Source organism: Citrobacter sp. CK199, assembly GCF_030333285.1.
Classification (GTDB): domain Bacteria; phylum Pseudomonadota; class Gammaproteobacteria; order Enterobacterales; family Enterobacteriaceae; genus Citrobacter_B; species Citrobacter_B koseri.
Map to the genome: position 1 here is coordinate 546,882 of NZ_JAOWGF010000029.1, position 16,632 is coordinate 563,513.

Below are 16,632 nucleotides of genomic sequence, written 5' to 3' on the forward strand. Positions count from 1 at the left end.
ATACTGCGTGCCTTGCGCTTCGATGCTGTCTTATCAAGAGCAGGCATGAAGTGATTTGTTTTTAAATCATATGGTTAGAGATATGAAACATACTGTAGAAGTAATGATCCCCGAAGCGGAGATCAAAGCGCGCATTGCCGAACTGGGTCGTCAAATTACTGAACGTTATAAAGACAGCGGCAGTGACATGGTGCTGGTAGGTCTGCTGCGTGGCTCATTTATGTTTATGGCGGATCTGTGCCGCGAGGTACAGGTGTCTCATGAAGTCGATTTTATGACCGCCTCCAGCTACGGTAGCGGCATGTCCACCACTCGCGATGTGAAAATTCTCAAGGACCTGGATGAAGATATCCGTGGCAAGGACGTTCTGATTGTCGAAGATATTATCGATTCCGGGAATACGCTGTCGAAAGTGCGGGAAATCCTGAGCCTGCGTGAGCCAAAGTCTCTGGCGATTTGTACGCTGCTGGATAAGCCGTCTCGCCGTGAGGTTGACGTCCCGGTTGAGTTTATCGGTTTCTCGATCCCGGATGAGTTCGTTGTGGGTTACGGCATCGACTATGCCCAGCGTTATCGCCATCTGCCGTATGTTGGTAAAGTGGTGTTGCTGGACGAGTAAGAACGTTGTGCCGGATGGCGCTACAGGTGCTATGTCCGTAGAAATGTAGGCCGGGTAAGGCGTAGCCGCCACCCGGCAATACACGTTTACTTGTGGTTAATATGCTTTTTGCTGAGGTTTGAAACCCCCCGACGATAGCGCTGTTCCAGCGTTTCACGGTTGGTCGCCGTGACTTCCAGATCGCGCAGCAGGCCGTCGTGAATACCGTAGGCCCAGCCGTGAATCGTCACTTTCTGACCGCGTTTCCACGCGGACTGCATGATGGTTGAGTGGCCCAGGTTGTATACCTGTTCCATCACGTTCAGCTCGCACAGGGTATCGATTCGACGCTCCTGCGGCATTTCTCCGAGTAATGAGCTATGTTTGAACCAGATATCGCGAATGTGCAGCAACCAGTTGTTAATTAACCCCAGTTCCGGGTTTTCAACGGCCGCCTGGACGCCGCCACAACCGTAGTGACCACAAATAATAATGTGTTCAACTTCCAGTACATCGACGGCATACTGCACCACGGAGAGGCAGTTGAGATCGGTGTGAATGACCAGGTTGGCAACATTGCGGTGAACAAATAATTCGCCCGGCTCAAGGCCGGTTAAACGTTCTGCGGGAACGCGGCTGTCGGAACATCCAATCCATAGAAAGCGCGGTTTTTGCGCTTGCGCCAGTTTCTCAAAAAATCCGGGATCCTCTTCCACCAGCATTTTTGACCATAGTGCATTGTTGCTGATGAGTGTATCTATGTCTTTCATGGAGGTTAACGACCTGTAACCAAATAAGTGCGTTGGGCTAATATAGGGCAACTCCGGGATTATTTAAACCATATACTCGTCATTCTTCACGTTGCAGGTGCGTTGGCTTCCTCGCTCACCCCGGTCACTTACTGGTGTAAGCTTCCGGGGATTCACTGCGTTGCCGCCTTCCTGCAACTCGAATTATTTAGAGTGTAAATAAAGTGTAAGAACGTAAGGTAAGTAAAAATTCATGACCATTGCACTGGAACTTCAGCAACTTAAAAAAACGTATCCGGGCGGCGTTCAGGCGCTCCGTGGGATCGATTTGCAGGTTGAAGCGGGTGATTTTTATGCGCTTCTGGGGCCAAACGGAGCGGGGAAATCAACCACCATTGGCATTATCAGCTCGCTGGTTAACAAAACCTCCGGGCGCGTCTGCGTCTTTGGTTACGACCTTGAAAAAGATGTGGTCAACGCCAAACGCCAGCTTGGCCTGGTGCCGCAGGAATTTAACTTCAACCCGTTTGAAACCGTCCAGCAGATCGTCGTCAATCAGGCGGGGTACTACGGCGTTGAGCGTAAAGAAGCCGTTGCGCGCAGCGAAAAGTACCTGAAACAACTCGATCTGTGGGAAAAACGTAACGAACGCGCGCGTATGCTCTCCGGCGGGATGAAGCGCCGTTTGATGATCGCCCGGGCGCTGATGCATGAGCCGAAACTGTTGATTCTGGATGAACCCACCGCGGGGGTGGATATTGAACTTCGCCGCTCAATGTGGGGCTTTTTGAAGGATTTAAACGACAAAGGCACCACGATTATCCTGACGACGCACTATCTTGAAGAAGCGGAAATGCTGTGTCGCAACATCGGTATCATTCAGCACGGCGCGCTGGTGGAAAACACCTCGATGAAAAATCTGCTCTCTAAGCTGAAATCCGAGACGTTTATTCTCGATCTGGCGGCGAAAAGCCCGCTGCCGAGGCTGGAAGGCTATCAGTACCGTCTGGTGGATACCTCGACGCTGGAGGTCGAAGTATTGCGGGAACAGGGCATCAATAGCGTCTTTTCGCAACTGAGCAGCCAGGGCGTTCAGGTTCTCAGTATGCGTAACAAGGCAAACCGCCTGGAAGAACTGTTTGTCTCTCTGGTGCATGATAAAAAAGGAGATCGCGGATGATGCAGCTGTATTGGGTCGCGCTGAAAAGCATCTGGGCGAAAGAGATTAACCGCTTTATGCGTATCTGGGTGCAGACGCTGGTGCCGCCGGTCATCACCATGACGCTCTATTTTATTATCTTCGGTAATCTGATCGGCTCACGCATTGGCGAGATGCACGGTTTTAGCTATATGCAGTTTATCGTGCCGGGCTTAATCATGATGGCGGTGATCACCAACGCGTATGCCAATGTGGCCTCATCCTTCTTTAGCGCCAAATTCCAGCGCAACATTGAAGAACTGCTGGTGGCGCCTGTCCCGACGCACGTCATTATCATCGGATATATTGGCGGCGGCGTGGCGCGCGGGCTGTGCGTAGGGGTTCTGGTTACGGTGATTTCGCTGTTCTTTGTGCCGTTCCAGGTACACTCCTGGGTGTTCGTGGCGTTAACGCTGGTGCTGACGGCGGTGCTGTTTTCGCTGGCAGGGCTGCTGAACTCGGTCTTTGCGAAGACCTTTGATGATATCAGCCTGATCCCGACGTTCGTGCTGACGCCGCTCACTTACCTGGGCGGGGTGTTTTATTCCCTGACGCTGCTACCGCCGTTCTGGCAAGGATTGTCGCATCTGAACCCGATTGTCTACATGATCAGCGGCTTCCGCTATGGTTTCCTGGGCATTCACGACGTACCGCTGGTCACTACGTTCGGCGTGCTGGCCGTGTTTATCCTGGCGTTTTACCTGCTGTGCTGGTACTTAATTCAGCGCGGACGCGGCTTGCGCACGTAATGTTTTTCCTCTCCTCCGCCGGGGGGAGAGGCAGACTTTGACGTTTATCACCCTTACTCATTTATCACACTGATAAACTACTTGCTTGCTAAGGAGGTAGGCTATGTTGGGTTGGGTGATTACCTGTCATGACGATCGCGCGCAGGAGCTACAGGATCGTCTGGAAGAAAAACATGGCCCGCTGGCGCAGTGCCGGGCGGTGAACTTCTGGCGTGGTCTGAGTACCAATATGCTCAGCCGTATGATGTGTGAAGCATTACACCAGGCGGATTCCGGCGATGGGGTGATCTTTTTAACGGACACGTCCGGCGCCGCGCCTTATCGTGTGGCGTCGCTGATGAGCCATAAACATTCCGGCTGCGAAGTGATTGCCGGTGTGACGTATTCATTGCTTGAAGAAATGCTTGTCGCGCGGGAATCCATGAGCAGCGCGGCGTTCCGTGACACCATTGTTTCCCTCGGCGCGCCCGATGTCACCAGTCTCTGGCATCAACAGCAAAAAAATCCGCCTTTTGTGCTGAAGCATGATTTGTACGCGTACTGACGGTCAATTCGTGGAGACGATGATGCGGCTGACAGGCAGTCAGCCGCAGGGAACGTTATTCGTAGCTGAGGGTGAAAGTACCGACGGTTTCAAAAGTGCCGGCTTTAATTGTACCGATTTTGATTAACTGCCCGGTGAAATCCAGACCAATAGATTCATGATACCACTCACGATTTCCGCTGTAGGTGATACCGACACGCTCCGAACCGTCTACCTTCATTGTTTGTGTGTTGTTATTGATAATGGAACGAATTTTTACGCCCACGCCCTCGGCGCTCCCTGAAGAGTTGGTGAGAATCGTATTGTCTGCGCCATGATTGCCGGTCAGGGTGACGGTAACGGTCGTCAATGAGCAGCGGAATAAGTTAAACGTAAACGGCTTTTCTACCGACTCGCCCGTTTTTTCGAAATCGGAACGGTAAAAGTCGCCAAAATCCACGTCCCGATCGTATTCGTCATTATTTATCCCCATCCCCTGGCAGGTTGGCTCCATGACGGAAAATGCCATTGATGCTCCACTCATCATAAGGTCGAGATCGTTTTGCCCGGCATCTCCTATGTGCAGAGTACCGATTTTCCCTGGCAGCGCGTTCCCGTCCGTCTGACCATTTCGGGGGTGGTAGTCTGGCGTCTGATACATCGTAACGAAGATATCCCAGTTGCGTGTTGCGCTAGGCCCCGTCCAGGGGGCATCGCCATGGCTTGGGAAGGTTGACGTTCCTCCGGGCAGCGGCAGGTTTAAATCCAGATCGTTAGTGTTGTTGCCGTTGTGGCAGTTCCCGATACACCTCACGGAATAGGTGTAAACAATGCCGGGAATCGAGGTTTTGAGCAGCCCGGTAGGGCCATCTGACCCCTGAGTGGTATATTGATCCCACAAATTGGCGTCGGTAGGGCCGGTCAACGTTACGGCATTGCTCCCATTACCTCCGCATGTGATGGGCGCCGCTCCCTGGAATAAAGGGAAATCACCCTCCATAGACTGAGGGTTCATAATGATGAGCGGCGTATCAATGCCTCCGATGGGGCCAATGAGCGTTCTGGCAGTCCAGAAAGCAGGTATACTGGCCTGCTGTGTCGTAAAATGACATGCGGTGTCTGCTAACGCTTGCCTGGCGGAAATGGAGAGCACGCAAAATAATAACGGCAGTAAATAGCGTAATTTCATCATAAATCCCTTTACTGATAGGTTACATTGACCACCACATTGCTGGTCACCAGTCCGTTGCCGACATCGCCCGTGTTCTGGTAGCGGGCGTAAAACACATAATCTGCTGGAAAGAGCGGTGCCGCTTGCCCGCTAAGGTCATACGCTACGTCGGAACTGCCATCGCTATTCAATACGTTCGTGTGGTGTGTGGCGGAAAAAACAACCACACCGACATTTCTGGCCTGATCGCTGACCGCGTTATTGATAAATACCTGGCTGTTGTCGGGGTTTATACCGAATTGCGGTTCAAATCGAAAATGAAGCTGCTGGCTTCCTTCGCTTCCTGCTGGCGGCACGTCGCAGTTGACAACCTGAATGGTAAACGTTGTACCGCCAGCGTCCGTTTCCGGCCGCAGGCGATCGCTGTTGTCCGTATTGTAAAACCAACTGCGCGTGACGGTTGGCAACTCGACATTACCGCCATTTTCCAGGCTTACTTGGCAGGTATTGGCCAGAATCTTCGCCTTAAAATTGACGTCCATTCCGCTGTCGTCAGCCTGACTGACGACAGGCCACAGTCCTGCCAGGCCCACCAGCAGGGCGAAAGTAAATCGCATAAAAAATAGTGTCTGTCGCATAGTTGCCCGCTGGCTACATTACTGGTAGGTGACTAAAAAGGTGATAAGCGACGTCGCTTCACCTGTTGTGATATCAGCGGCTGTTTTACCGTTCGCAACGACCCAGCGAGCCACCAGAGGATAGGTGTAGCTCTGGTTCATATTCTTCGAACCAAACGAATGCGTCAGTACATTCGAAGGGTTGCCCGTCTGGCAGGCTAACTGGGTGCCTGAGTCTGCGGCGGTTTCCCAGATCTCAACGGCGGTATTCGTGGCGCCTGTTGTCGCGTAGGAGTCGCCGGAACAGGTATTGCCCGCCCCTGGCTGAGCCGCCACGGTTGTGGTTAACACGCCCGCGCATTCGGTCAGTGCGATATTAAAGGATTCGGTACGCGTACCGACTTCGTTCTTATACAGATCGCCGAAGTCAATCGTGCTGGTCGGGCCATCTGCATCCGTCACCTGGGTGTTACAGGTGCCGGGGAGGATCTCAGTGGTAAAGATAGCCTGCAACTGATTGGTGCCTGTCACCGGGGCGGCGTGGGTCAGGCCGCTGAATAATCCACCAGCTACCGCCAGCGCGAGAAAAAGAGAATTAGATTTCATTATGATGCTCCGTTATATCGCAGGAATTATTCATAGCTAAAGTTAAAGGTTGCTGTTGCCTGGAAGGCGCCAACCGCCGGGGTTGTACCGGAGATCCTTGTCGTCACCAGACGCGCCACAAGGTCGACCTGTTTGCTGTCTATTTCAGCAGGACTCCATTTAATCACCTCGGCATCGTTATCTGAGGTCTCCGTTTCGTTGGCAAAAATAGCAAAATAGCTGGTTGGCGCACTGACACGAGAGAATTTCAGGCCAACCCCGGTGGGGCCTGTCTCACCCGTACCGGGGAGGAGGATGGTTTTCGGCGTACCGCTGTCGTAACCGGAGGTCGTGCCGCTGATGGAGGCTTTAATTCCGGTTACGGATTCCGGGCAGTTTTTAATTTTCAGGGCGAATTGCGCCATCGTTGGCCCTGACGCTGCCTCGCTGGTCTGGTATTTAATGATATCGCCCAGCGACACTTTGCCGTCGGCGCCGATGATGATGGTGGAGCTACTGTCCGAGTCATTAATCGTCATATCACAGGTTGTGTCCCGGATATTGGCTCGGAAGGTAATGTCGATGCTGTCGCCGTTGTCTGCATGAACGGATGAACACACCGCCAGCGCTAACATAGCGACAGGTAAACTGCGGAGATATTTATTACTTTTTAAAGTCATTAAGGGAACTCCCTGTAGAAAAATAACTTATTGCATATGACAGAGTTGATTGTTCAGGATTGTGGTTAATCCTGCCTTTTGTGCGCTGTCGGTAATGTGATAATTCACCGTACAGGCGCTACCTGCTTCTTTACCCCAGACAACTCGCAGGGTGCCCTGATCTTCTACGCCGCGCACATAAGCCTGCCCGGCCTGACCGACGGCGCCGACCAGCTCGCCTTTATCGGTCAGGACGTCTGCGCCGAGTGGAATAAAGCCTTTATCGTTGCGTAGAAGTTCAAGGATGAGAGAACGACCTTCGTCGGTTTCGAAGTTGACCAGCACCACGGCGCCATCACGCGGGACGATGGTTTCACTGGTGTTTTTGACCTCGACGTCGGCGTCCAGAGAACTGATATTCAGCCCAACGCGGTTCTCACGGTAAGCCGAGGCATACGGCATAATCGCGTATCCTGAACGACCTATTTCACCTTTGCCGTAACCGAGCTGCGCGCCTTTTGCGCCGCTGGCATGAACCAGAATGATGGGGCCGGTGTCACTTAACGTTCCTGGCGCCATCGTCAGGCCGCCAGTGTGAACCACCATGCCGCCGCTATAGTTGGCGGAATATTGTTTGCTGCTGTCATCGCTAAAAGAGGTAGAGACTGACAGGGGGCCATACGGACTGCTCCACGAGCCGTAACCGCTGATCTGATTCAAATCGCCATAATCACCGGTATTGCTTGCCGTACTGATGGAGTAGTTAATCTTACCGTCTTCAGTATTACCGCTGGCGGTGTTGTTAAAGTTGGCGCTGCCTTCCATATCCGTACGCGCGCTCATATTGACGTTGTTAAAACCGGCAATATTTTTACGTTCACTGGAGAACGTGCTTAACGGAATGCTGACGTTGAGATAAACGCTGTCATCTTTTTCGCCATCTTCATCATAGGTACGCTGGAGCGAGATGCTGTAGCTGCCATAGCGGAAGTCATTGCTGTAACCTGCGCTGTAGTTTGAGGTGGAACCACTCTCATTCCAGTAGTCTTCCCAGGTGCCGGTGACATAGAGCGAGCCGTAGTTTTCACCATTGAACGCCAGCGGTTGACTGACGCTAATCTGAAACTGGTTTTTCATACGCTGATAGTCAGAATAGAGTTCGTCGCTGGACTCATATGACTGATTCTTATAGCTGCCGTATTTCACGTCGTCCTGTAGCGCGGCGGCGTCCCGTAAGCTGAGGTAGTCTTCCGTCGAGAAACGGTATGCCGCCACATTGAATGAGGTGTCGGTGGTTTCGATGACTTTGCTGTACGTCAGGCGATAGCTTTGGCCGGTCAGCGTTCCCAGCTCGTCAATTTGTGCATGTGACTGCGTGACGTCTAACGCGAAGGCGCCGATCGCGGTGTTCATCGCCACGCCAAGCAAACCGGCGTAAAAATCCATGTCGCTGTACTGCACGCCCGCGTAGCCGGTAAAGGTGTTGTTGAGACCGTAATACCAGGTGGCGTAACCAATGTTCGGTCTGTCATGCAGCGAATCGTCGTTCAGTTCGCCCGCGCCAAACTCCCAGCGTGAGGTTCCCGGACGCATCATCTGCGTAACCGAGGAAAAAGGAACCGTGAAGGTTCTCTTGCTGCCGTCAGACTCTTCTACAGTCACCTGTAGATCGTTACCGTAGCCGGTGGTGCTGAGATCGCTCAGTTCAAACGGGCCTGGCGGTACGGTGGTTTCATAAATTTTGCTGCCGCTTTGCATGACGGTGACTTTGGCGTTGCTGTTGGCGACGCCACGAATGACTGGTGAGTAGTTGGTACGGCCTTCCGGGCGCATGCGATCGTCGCTGTACAGGCGCATCCCGCGCAGGCTGACGGAGTCGAAGGTATCGCCGTTGGTGTAGGTTTCGCCCGCCACAACCTGCGCGGTTAACGCCGGAATATCGCGCTGGAGGTAAATGTCCTGGCTGGAGTAGTCCGAGCCGTTGTCTTTATCCCAGTTGTAGGTGCCACGGGAGCGCAGCCGCCATGCGCCCAAATTCAGACCATATTGCAGACCGGCGTAAGCCGTGTCGGAATTATTGCCATCGCTTTCGCTATGCCAGGCGTTGAGGTTGTACGACAGCAACGCCGCCGGAATACCTGCATCCCATAATGATGGATCGACATATCCCGCCGGGCGCTTGAGAACGTAAAGCTGCGGCATCGTCAATTCCAGGGTAAGTTTTGAGGTATCGAAATTCACCGACGAGTGGGGATAATATTTTTTGATATCAATACAGGTTGTATCATCGTCGGAAATAGTATTCCCCAGCACGCTACTATCAACGCCCGCTTGTTTCAGCAACAATGCGGTAATACACGGCGTGGCGCGTGGCGTTCCGTTATCTTTAAATTCGATGTTTTGCGTCGATTTATTTTCACCGTTCAGGCTTATTTTCGCCCGGTAGGTTCCCGGTAATATTGGATTACCCTGAGCATAACGGCTTACATCGACTGCACTCCCCATATTCAGCAGGAATTGATCGTTAAACTCTACCATTTCCTCTGAGTCGGGAGCAGAGGACTGTGCAGGCGTATTTCCCGTCGCATGAACAGAGAACGGCAATGCCGCACTAATGGCGAGACATAATAGAGATCGTCGAAAAATCATAACAAGTCCAGTCGATTAAAGCGGGTTGCCGTTATATAAGAAGAAAAAATATATTTTTAATTTATTAATTAACGTTGGCGGTGAGTTTTTCCGTTCCGCCAAAATCATTGATAGCGATATACACCACTTCTCCGCTGGCGTTATTCGTTAATCCTTTAACCGTCATGGTTTCGCTGGAGAACGGCTTAATCGACTTACTGTCAATTTCATACTCTTTGGCGCCGACCTTAAACGTTGCGCTGGAGAGTGAAACGTTATAGGGCGAGTCGTTACGGCCAACTAAAGACAGGGTGTTGCCCTGGCGCGTTTGCGACCATTTAACCTGCTTCATCGCCTCACCCGGGGTGCCTTTTAAACCGTCCGGGCGGAAAAATAGCTTAATACGGGTACGGAAAGCGAGTTGCAGTTGGTTCTGGCTTTCGCCGTCTTTCGCCGTTGCTTTTTTGGGAATTTCCAGTACGTTAAACCAGAATAAGGATTCCCGATCCTGCGGCAGCGGCTGCTGTAAATATGTCACACGCACAGACTGGCCTTTCCCTGGATCGATGCGTGAAATGGGCGGGGTAATGACAAAAGGCAGTTTTAATTCCTGCGGGTTAACGTTCGGGCTCCCGTCATCCAGCCAGATCTGAAGTAACAGCGGGTTTTTGCCTCGGTTATCCAGGTTCACAATCACATCTTTCATGGATTGTTGATATACGATGCGTGTGCCGGAGATAACCACGTCGGCGCATGCCTGAAACGAGGCGATGCCGATCATGGCGGCGGTGAGGGTTTTTAATCCGGTTTTTAACGTCAGGCTGAACATAATGCTACCCACTCCCTGTTGGATGTAACGAAAACATCCTCTGGCTTAAGCCAGAGGATGAAGAACAACAGTCCTGTTGCTTATTGGTAGTTCATGGTGAAGGCAACCTGTGCCTGCACGGAACCGCTGGTTACGCCAGTAGCCGGGCCCATATAAGCGACGGTGTAGTTCAATTCGCCTTTGCCATCAGTCAGCGTGGTTGACTGAGTGTTGTTAGGATGATCGATTTTGATCAGATCGGTCTTCGTGTTGCCATCGTTGTGCAGAACCAGGCTTACGTTGGTTGCTGAACCTTGCAGGCCAGTTGGTGGAACCAGCGCGCCTTCGTTGTTTGCGGAAGAACCGCCCCAGGAATCAAACTGCGCATCAGCAGACTGCAACTCAGTATCCGCACAGGAAATAGACAGCGCGAACTTAGCCTGGCCCAGGGTGCTGTTAACGTCGGCAGCAGTACCTGGGGTGAAGTCTTCTACTGACACGGTCGGCAGAGTGACGTTGAAGTCTTTAGTTGTCTGGGAGCTCAGTGGATCATCTTTCAGCGTGATGTTACAGGTATTCGGGGTGACCAGGCCGTGGAAGGTGATGGTGCCACGATCTGCGTCTGCTGCGAATGCTGAACTGGAAATAGTTGCCAGAACTGCCGCAGCTAATGCGTATTTTTTCAATGCCATTTTGATAAACATCCGTATTAGATAATAAGTGTACTTTACGTTTTTAGAAAAAGTACTTCGTCTGTTAAGCGTAAAGGCCGGCCGGGGAATTACATTAACTTTGCGGAGTATAGGAAAATATTTATTGATAATTGTAATTATCTTTACTTAAATGGTGTTTAAGTAAACTTAACTGATGGTTATTTCGTTGAAAGGTAAGTGTTTTTATTTTTGGTTATTCATCTGATGAATTTGTGAGGAAAAGAATTTAATGATATAAATAAATATAACGATGGATTGTTGAACGTTTGTTTAAATTTTCTGATAACGCCTCAACTAATATTATTAGTTGTCCTGATAAGAAAGGCCGGAATTATTTAAAATAAAAGGAGCTGAAGTTTTTCGGCTCCTTTTATTAATATAATAATATATTTGGGAAATATCAGGCAACCTGTACCGGGATCGCTTTCGCGGTGCGCTTCATTTCATTATCGCCTTCAAAATAGGCAACGTTGGGCTGCCAGCGACGCGCTTCTTCGTCTGACATGGTAACGAAACTTGCGATGATCACGATATCGCCCACCGCAGCGCAGTGCGCCGCTGCGCCGTTCACGGAGATGATTCTGGAACCACGCTCGGCGGCAATCGCATAGGTTGAGAAGCGCTTGCCGTTAGTCACGTTCCAGATATCAATGGCTTCATTTTCAAGAATACCGGCTGCGTCCAGAAAATCCTGATCAATGGCGCAGGAACCTTCGTAGTGCAGGTCCGCCTGAGTCACTTTCACGCGGTGGAGTTTGCCCTGCAGCATAGTGCGAATCATAACTTCTACCTTTAAATCTTAGCGATAACGAAGCAGGCGTTGCCTGCTTTGAGGAAATTCTCAGGCAGTATTGCCTGATTTTTAACCCCTGTCTACTGGGTTAATGTAACGGACTGATTGTCGATCAGGCGAGCCTGACCCAGCCATGCCGCCATCAGGATCACCGCGCGTTTGCTGCTATCGGTGAGTTCCAGCAGCGTGTCCGCGTCGCGAATCTGAATGTCATCCGCGCGGAAGCCTTTTTCATTCAGCTCCTGCTCGGCGACGGCGATCATCTCTTCCAGATCGCGATTACCCGCCAGCAATTTCTCGGCGACGCTGTTCATCACCTTATTTAAGCCAGGAGCAATTTTGCGCTGTTCGGCGGTCAGGTAACCGTTACGCGAACTCAGCGCTAAACCATCTTTGGCGCGAATAATCGGTACGCCGACGATCTCGATGTCGTAGCCCATATCGGCCACCATCTTGCGGATTAAAGCCAGTTGCTGGAAGTCCTTTTCGCCAAAGCAGGCGATGTCCGGCTGGACGAGATTGAAGAGTTTGCTGACGATGGTGGAAACACCACGGAAATGGCCCGGACGGCTGGCGCCTTCCAGCATGGTGGACAGCCCGGGAACATCAACGTAAGTCTGGCCGTCGGTGCCTTGCGGGTAAATTTCCGCTGGCGCCGGCGCGAACACGAAATCCACTTTGCGTTTGTTCAGCTTTTCGCAATCTTCCTGCAACGTTCGTGGGTAGCGTACCAGATCGTCCGGGCGGTCAAACTGCATTGGGTTCACGAAAATACTGACCACCACGACGTCAGCGCGCGCTTTCGCTTCCTCAACCAGTTTCATATGACCATCGTGCAGGTTGCCCATCGTTGGCACCAGCGCAATGCGTTTACCGTCCTGGCGCAGGCGGCGAATATGCTGTCGCAGCAGCGGCAGGGTTTCAATAATTAGCACAACAAGACTCCTTAAGTTGCCTGATGGACCGTGGTTTGTAGGCCTGATAAGCGTAGCGCCATCAGGCATTTTGCCGGATGGCGACGCAGGGCGTTTTATCCGGCCTACAAGCACCCCATTAATGGAAGCTGTGTTCTTCGCCCGGATAGACGCTGGACTCAACCTCGGCAATATACTGCCGCACGGCGGCGCGCATGTCGCCTGCTTCCGCCAGGAAATTTTTAGCAAATTTCGGAATGTGGCCGCCGGTAATGCCGAAGGCGTCGTGCATCACCAGGATCTGACCGTCGGTTACGTTGCCTGCGCCAATGCCGATGACCGGAATAGAGAGCGCTTCGGTGACGCGTTTAGCAAGCTCAACCGGTACGCATTCCAGCACCAGCAACTGCGCGCCTGCCGCTTCCAGCGCCAGCGCATCATCCAGCAGTACCTGCCCCGCATCGCCGCGCCCCTGGATCTTATAGCCGCCAAAGATGTTGACGGACTGCGGCGTCAGTCCCAGATGGCCGCACACCGGCACCGCGCGTTCGGTGAGCATTTTTACCGTATCGACCAGCCAGGCGCCGCCTTCGATTTTGACCATATTCGCCCCCGCGCGCATCACCACGGCGGCGTTTTCAAACGCCTGCTCCGGGGTGGCATAGGCCATAAACGGCAGGTCGGAGAGCAGGAGACAGTTAGGCGCGCCACGGCGCACCGCACGCGTGTGGTAAGCGATATCTTCTACGGTAACAGGCAGGGTGGAATCGTGTCCCTGAACCGTCATGCCCAGCGAGTCGCCTACCAGCATCACGTTGATACCCTCGTCAGCGAAGAGTCTGGCAAAGCTGTAATCGTAGGCGGTGATAGTTGCGAAGCGCTTTTTCTCTTGCTTACATTTTTGCAGCAAGGCGATAGTCGTCGGTTTCATAACGTTTCCTGATGGTGGAGGTCATATTAACCGGCATTTTAACAGCAGCATTGATGGGGGCAATGGATTTAAGCAATCGATTAACCCGAAAGCAGTAAACGCTAAAGAGGGGCGGGCAATTTACCAGTAGGCAGGTTTTTCTGCTGCGAGGCGTGTGAGGTAATGATGCAGCGTAACGCCGTCCGGGAACACCAGGTCGGGGGCGATTTCAAAGAGCGGCCACAGCATAAAACCGCGATTTTTCATGTCGTAGTGCGGTATCGTCAGGCGGGGCGTGTTTATTACGTCATCACCAAACAGCATGATGTCGAGATCGAGCGTGCGCGGCCCCCAGCGTTCGGCTTTGCGAACGCGGCCCTGTTGTAACTCAATACGCTGCGTGTGGTTGAGCAGTTCTTCCGGCGCCAGTTGGGTTTCCAGCGCAACGGCGGCGTTCAGGTAGTCCGGCTGATCCTGCGGGCCTAGCGGGGGAGTGCGGTAAAACGAGGAAACGGCAACAATACGGCTGTCCGGGATGTCGCCGATAGCCTTCACGGCAGCATTAACCTGCTCCAGCGGAGAGGCTAAGTTGCTGCCGAGCGCGATATAGGCAACCGTCACGCGGTTCCCTCGCGGCGTGGCGCGCGTTTGCGCGGACGACGATGGCGGCGGCGCGGCGCGGGGTCTTCATCCAGTTCATTCAGCATGCCTTTCTGATCGGGCGGCGCTGAAACCTGGAACTCGCCCCACCACTGCGCCAGACGTTGCAGTTCAGCGTTGTTTTCCACCTCGGCGCGCAATGCCAGCAGATCGTATGCGGCGCGGAATTTCGGGTGCTCCAGCAGCTTCCAGGCGCGTTTGCCCTGACGGCGGGACATCCGCAACTGGAGTTGCCAGATATCACGGGTTAACGTTGTGAGGCGTTTCGGGATCGCCAGCGAACGGCACGCTTCGTCCAGCACCTCGTTCATGGCCAGCGCAAAGGCGTCGTAATAGGCCAGGCCGCTCTCCTGAGCGATTTTCTGCGCCATTTCCAGCAACGGATACCAGAACATGGCGGCAAACAAGAACGCCGGGTTAACGCGCATGTCGTTATGAATGCGGTTATCGGTATTTTTCAGCACCTGCGCAATGATGCGCTCCATCGCGCTGTCGCCGTTTTCGGTGAAATAACGCGTAATGGTGGGGAACAGGGGCTGGAACAGGCTGTATTCACGCAGCTTTTTGTAGGTTTCGAAACCATAGCCCGCTTGCAGAAGTTTCAGAGACTCTTCAAACAGACGCGCTGGCGGAATATCGTTGAGTAAGGTCGCCAGGCGCGGAATCGGCTCTGCGGTTTCCGGGCTGATGCGCATATCGAGTTTTGCGGCGAAACGGACTGCACGCAGCATTCGCACCGGATCTTCGCGGTAACGCGTTTCAGGGTTGCCGATCAGGCGAATCACGCCATCTTTCAGATCCTGCATACCGCCGACGTAATCGCGCACGGTGAAATCCGCCACGCTGTAATAGAGGCTGTTAATGGTGAAGTCGCGACGCTGGGCGTCTTCTTCAATGGAGCCGAAGATGTTATCGCGCAGCAGCATGCCGTTTTGCCCGCGCTGGGAGGTGGCGCGGTCGCTGTCGTTGCCTTCATGGTGACCACGGAATGTCGCCACTTCAATAATCTCCGGGCCGAACATGACGTGCGCCAGACGGAAACGGCGACCCACCAGACGACAGTTACGGAACAACTTCCGCACCTGATCCGGCGTTGCGTTGGTGGTGACATCGAAATCTTTCGGTTTTTTGCCGAGCAGAAGATCGCGTACGCCGCCGCCAACCAGCCAGGCCTCATATCCCGCTTTATTGAGCCTGTACATTACTTTCAGAGCATTTTCACTGATATCTTTGCGGGAAATAGCGTGCTGCTCACGCGGGATTACCGTCATATGTGGACGGGCGACGGCAAGCTCGGCCTCGCTCTCCTCGCGGTTTAGCACCTTGCGGCAAAAATTAGCGACTCGGGTAAAAATAGTGCACCTCGGTAGTGTCAAACATCAATCAGGACAAGTTACTGCGTAAAAATAGCGGCTAATCATAGCTCAGCAAGACGCATTTGAGAATGCTGGATTTACACTTGCCGATTCCGGCACCGTCGTAAGCGTCCAGTTATCCACCGCATACTGCAATAATTCGTCGGTATGCATATCCTGCCATTGTGCCGTGGCGTTCTGGCCCAGAAAGCGCAGCGCGGCAATGAGTACGGGGCGTGGATCGCCCTCCGGCAAGGCTGGGGCATGATTCTGTTTGGAAAGTTTAGCGCCTTGTTCGTTGAGCGCCAACGGCAGATGAATATAGTCCGGCGCGCGCCAGCCGAACTGCTGGTACAACGAAATTTGCCGTACCGTGGGTTCGATTAAATCCGCGCCGCGCACGATTTCCGTGACGCCCTGAAAATGATCGTCCACGACCACCGCCAGGTTATAGGCGAACAGACCATCGCGGCGATGAATAATAAAATCCTCGCGCGCCAGCAGCGGGTCGGCCTGGATATCGCCGCGCAGCACGTCATGAAATTGCATCACCGGACTGAACTGTTTAATCCGCACGGCGGCATTTTCCGGCCCATGCTGCAAGGTTCGGCAATGGCCGTCGTAAACGCCGCCGATGCGTTGAATACGCGCGCGCGGGCAGGTGCAGTAATAGCTTAAATTCTGCTGGCGCAGCCAGGCGAGCGCGTCGCGGTAGGCGTCATGGCGTTGGGACTGCCACAATATATCGCCATCCCAGTGCAGGCCGTAATGTTCCAGCTGACGCAGAATTGTCTCTGCGGCACCGGGAACTTCACGAGGGGGATCGATATCTTCAATGCGTACTCGCCAGATCCCATGCTGAGAGCGGGCTCGCAGGTAACTACCGAGGGCGGCGATCAGTGAACCAAAGTGCAGCTCGCCAGAGGGGGACGGGGCGAAGCGGCCAATATAGTGTGCGTTGGTCATACCGGTGGACAATATAAAAGAATAAGGCGGGAGATA

At 53.0% G+C, this 16,632-nt stretch carries 18 protein-coding genes; 4 read left to right on the top strand and 14 right to left on the bottom strand.

The features are described 5' to 3' along the window. Positions 1-82 precede the first annotated feature (82 nt). The gene (gene hpt / locus OGX75_RS20840) at positions 83-619 is read left to right on the top strand and encodes a hypoxanthine phosphoribosyltransferase (protein WP_024130701.1); all 537 of its coding nucleotides are present in this window, start codon (positions 83-85) and stop codon (positions 617-619) included. An 86-nt stretch (positions 620-705) separates the two neighbouring features. Here the strand turns inward: hpt and can are convergent, their stop codons facing one another. After that, positions 706-1,368: a carbonate dehydratase gene (gene can, locus OGX75_RS20845; protein ID WP_012134030.1), complete on the bottom strand. Its 663-nt coding sequence runs from the start codon at positions 1,366-1,368 to the stop codon at positions 706-708. Positions 1,369-1,600: 232 nt separating this feature from the next. On the opposite strand from can, the gene OGX75_RS20850 reads away from it, so the two are divergent. The 3 genes from OGX75_RS20850 (at position 1,601) to OGX75_RS20860 (ending at position 3,838) form a co-directional block, all read left to right on the top strand. After that, entirely contained in the window at positions 1,601-2,527 is a 927-nt protein-coding gene (locus OGX75_RS20850) for an ABC transporter ATP-binding protein (protein ID WP_012134029.1), read from the top strand. Beyond that, a complete protein-coding gene (locus tag OGX75_RS20855; RefSeq protein WP_049009282.1) occupies positions 2,524-3,294 on the top strand; it encodes an ABC transporter permease in 771 nt (256 codons plus the stop codon). The genes OGX75_RS20850 and OGX75_RS20855 overlap by 4 nt, the downstream gene beginning before the upstream one ends. A 103-nt stretch (positions 3,295-3,397) precedes the next feature. After that, positions 3,398-3,838, top strand: a complete 441-nt coding sequence (locus tag OGX75_RS20860) for a PTS sugar transporter subunit IIA (protein WP_115626364.1) — start codon at positions 3,398-3,400, stop codon at positions 3,836-3,838. 55 nt (positions 3,839-3,893) lie between these two features. On the opposite strand, the gene OGX75_RS20865 is transcribed toward OGX75_RS20860, so the two are convergent. The 13 genes from OGX75_RS20865 to gluQRS form a co-directional block, all read right to left on the bottom strand. Continuing rightward, complete coding sequence (locus OGX75_RS20865; RefSeq protein WP_286451560.1) at positions 3,894-5,009, bottom strand: fimbrial protein; 1,116 nt, start codon at positions 5,007-5,009, stop codon at positions 3,894-3,896. An 8-nt stretch (positions 5,010-5,017) separates the two neighbouring features. Continuing rightward, positions 5,018-5,626, bottom strand: a complete 609-nt coding sequence (locus tag OGX75_RS20870) for a fimbrial-like protein (RefSeq protein WP_012134025.1) — start codon at positions 5,624-5,626, stop codon at positions 5,018-5,020. An 18-nt stretch (positions 5,627-5,644) separates the two neighbouring features. Then, the gene (locus tag OGX75_RS20875) at positions 5,645-6,211 is read right to left on the bottom strand and encodes a fimbrial protein (RefSeq protein WP_012134024.1); all 567 of its coding nucleotides are present in this window, start codon (positions 6,209-6,211) and stop codon (positions 5,645-5,647) included. Positions 6,212-6,237: 26 nt separating this feature from the next. Then, positions 6,238-6,870 carry a fimbrial protein gene (locus OGX75_RS20880; RefSeq protein WP_071257592.1) on the bottom strand — a complete coding sequence of 211 codons (633 nt, stop codon included), beginning with the start codon at positions 6,868-6,870 and terminating at the stop codon, positions 6,238-6,240. Positions 6,871-6,897: 27 nt separating this feature from the next. Continuing rightward, positions 6,898-9,498 carry an outer membrane usher protein gene (locus tag OGX75_RS20885; RefSeq protein WP_024130698.1) on the bottom strand — a complete coding sequence of 867 codons (2,601 nt, stop codon included), beginning with the start codon at positions 9,496-9,498 and terminating at the stop codon, positions 6,898-6,900. Positions 9,499-9,562: 64 nt separating this feature from the next. Continuing rightward, entirely contained in the window at positions 9,563-10,306 is a 744-nt protein-coding gene (locus tag OGX75_RS20890; protein WP_049009322.1) for a fimbrial chaperone, read from the bottom strand. Between the two features lie 80 nt (positions 10,307-10,386). Further along, a complete protein-coding gene (locus OGX75_RS20895; protein ID WP_024130696.1) occupies positions 10,387-10,977 on the bottom strand; it encodes a fimbrial protein in 591 nt (196 codons plus the stop codon). A gap of 421 nt (positions 10,978-11,398) precedes the next feature. After that, on the bottom strand, positions 11,399-11,779 hold the full coding sequence (gene panD, locus OGX75_RS20900; RefSeq protein WP_012134019.1) for an aspartate 1-decarboxylase: 381 nt from the start codon (positions 11,777-11,779) through the stop codon (positions 11,399-11,401). A 92-nt stretch (positions 11,780-11,871) separates the two neighbouring features. Beyond that, positions 11,872-12,726, bottom strand: coding sequence for a pantoate--beta-alanine ligase (panC, locus tag OGX75_RS20905; protein ID WP_024130695.1), 855 nt, complete (start codon positions 12,724-12,726; stop codon positions 11,872-11,874). A gap of 118 nt (positions 12,727-12,844) precedes the next feature. Further along, positions 12,845-13,636 (bottom strand): 3-methyl-2-oxobutanoate hydroxymethyltransferase, encoded by a 792-nt coding sequence (panB, locus tag OGX75_RS20910; protein WP_012134017.1) that lies wholly within the window; start codon positions 13,634-13,636, stop codon positions 12,845-12,847. Positions 13,637-13,756: 120 nt separating this feature from the next. Further along, positions 13,757-14,236, bottom strand: coding sequence for a 2-amino-4-hydroxy-6-hydroxymethyldihydropteridine diphosphokinase (gene folK / locus OGX75_RS20915; protein WP_012134016.1), 480 nt, complete (start codon positions 14,234-14,236; stop codon positions 13,757-13,759). Then, positions 14,233-15,630, bottom strand: coding sequence for a polynucleotide adenylyltransferase PcnB (gene pcnB, locus OGX75_RS20920; RefSeq protein WP_204267647.1), 1,398 nt, complete (start codon positions 15,628-15,630; stop codon positions 14,233-14,235). Before pcnB ends, folK begins: the two co-directional genes overlap by 4 nt. 69 nt (positions 15,631-15,699) lie before the next feature. Beyond that, a complete protein-coding gene (gene gluQRS, locus OGX75_RS20925) occupies positions 15,700-16,596 on the bottom strand; it encodes a tRNA glutamyl-Q(34) synthetase GluQRS (RefSeq protein ID WP_012134014.1) in 897 nt (298 codons plus the stop codon). Between the last annotated feature and the right edge of the window lie 36 nt (positions 16,597-16,632).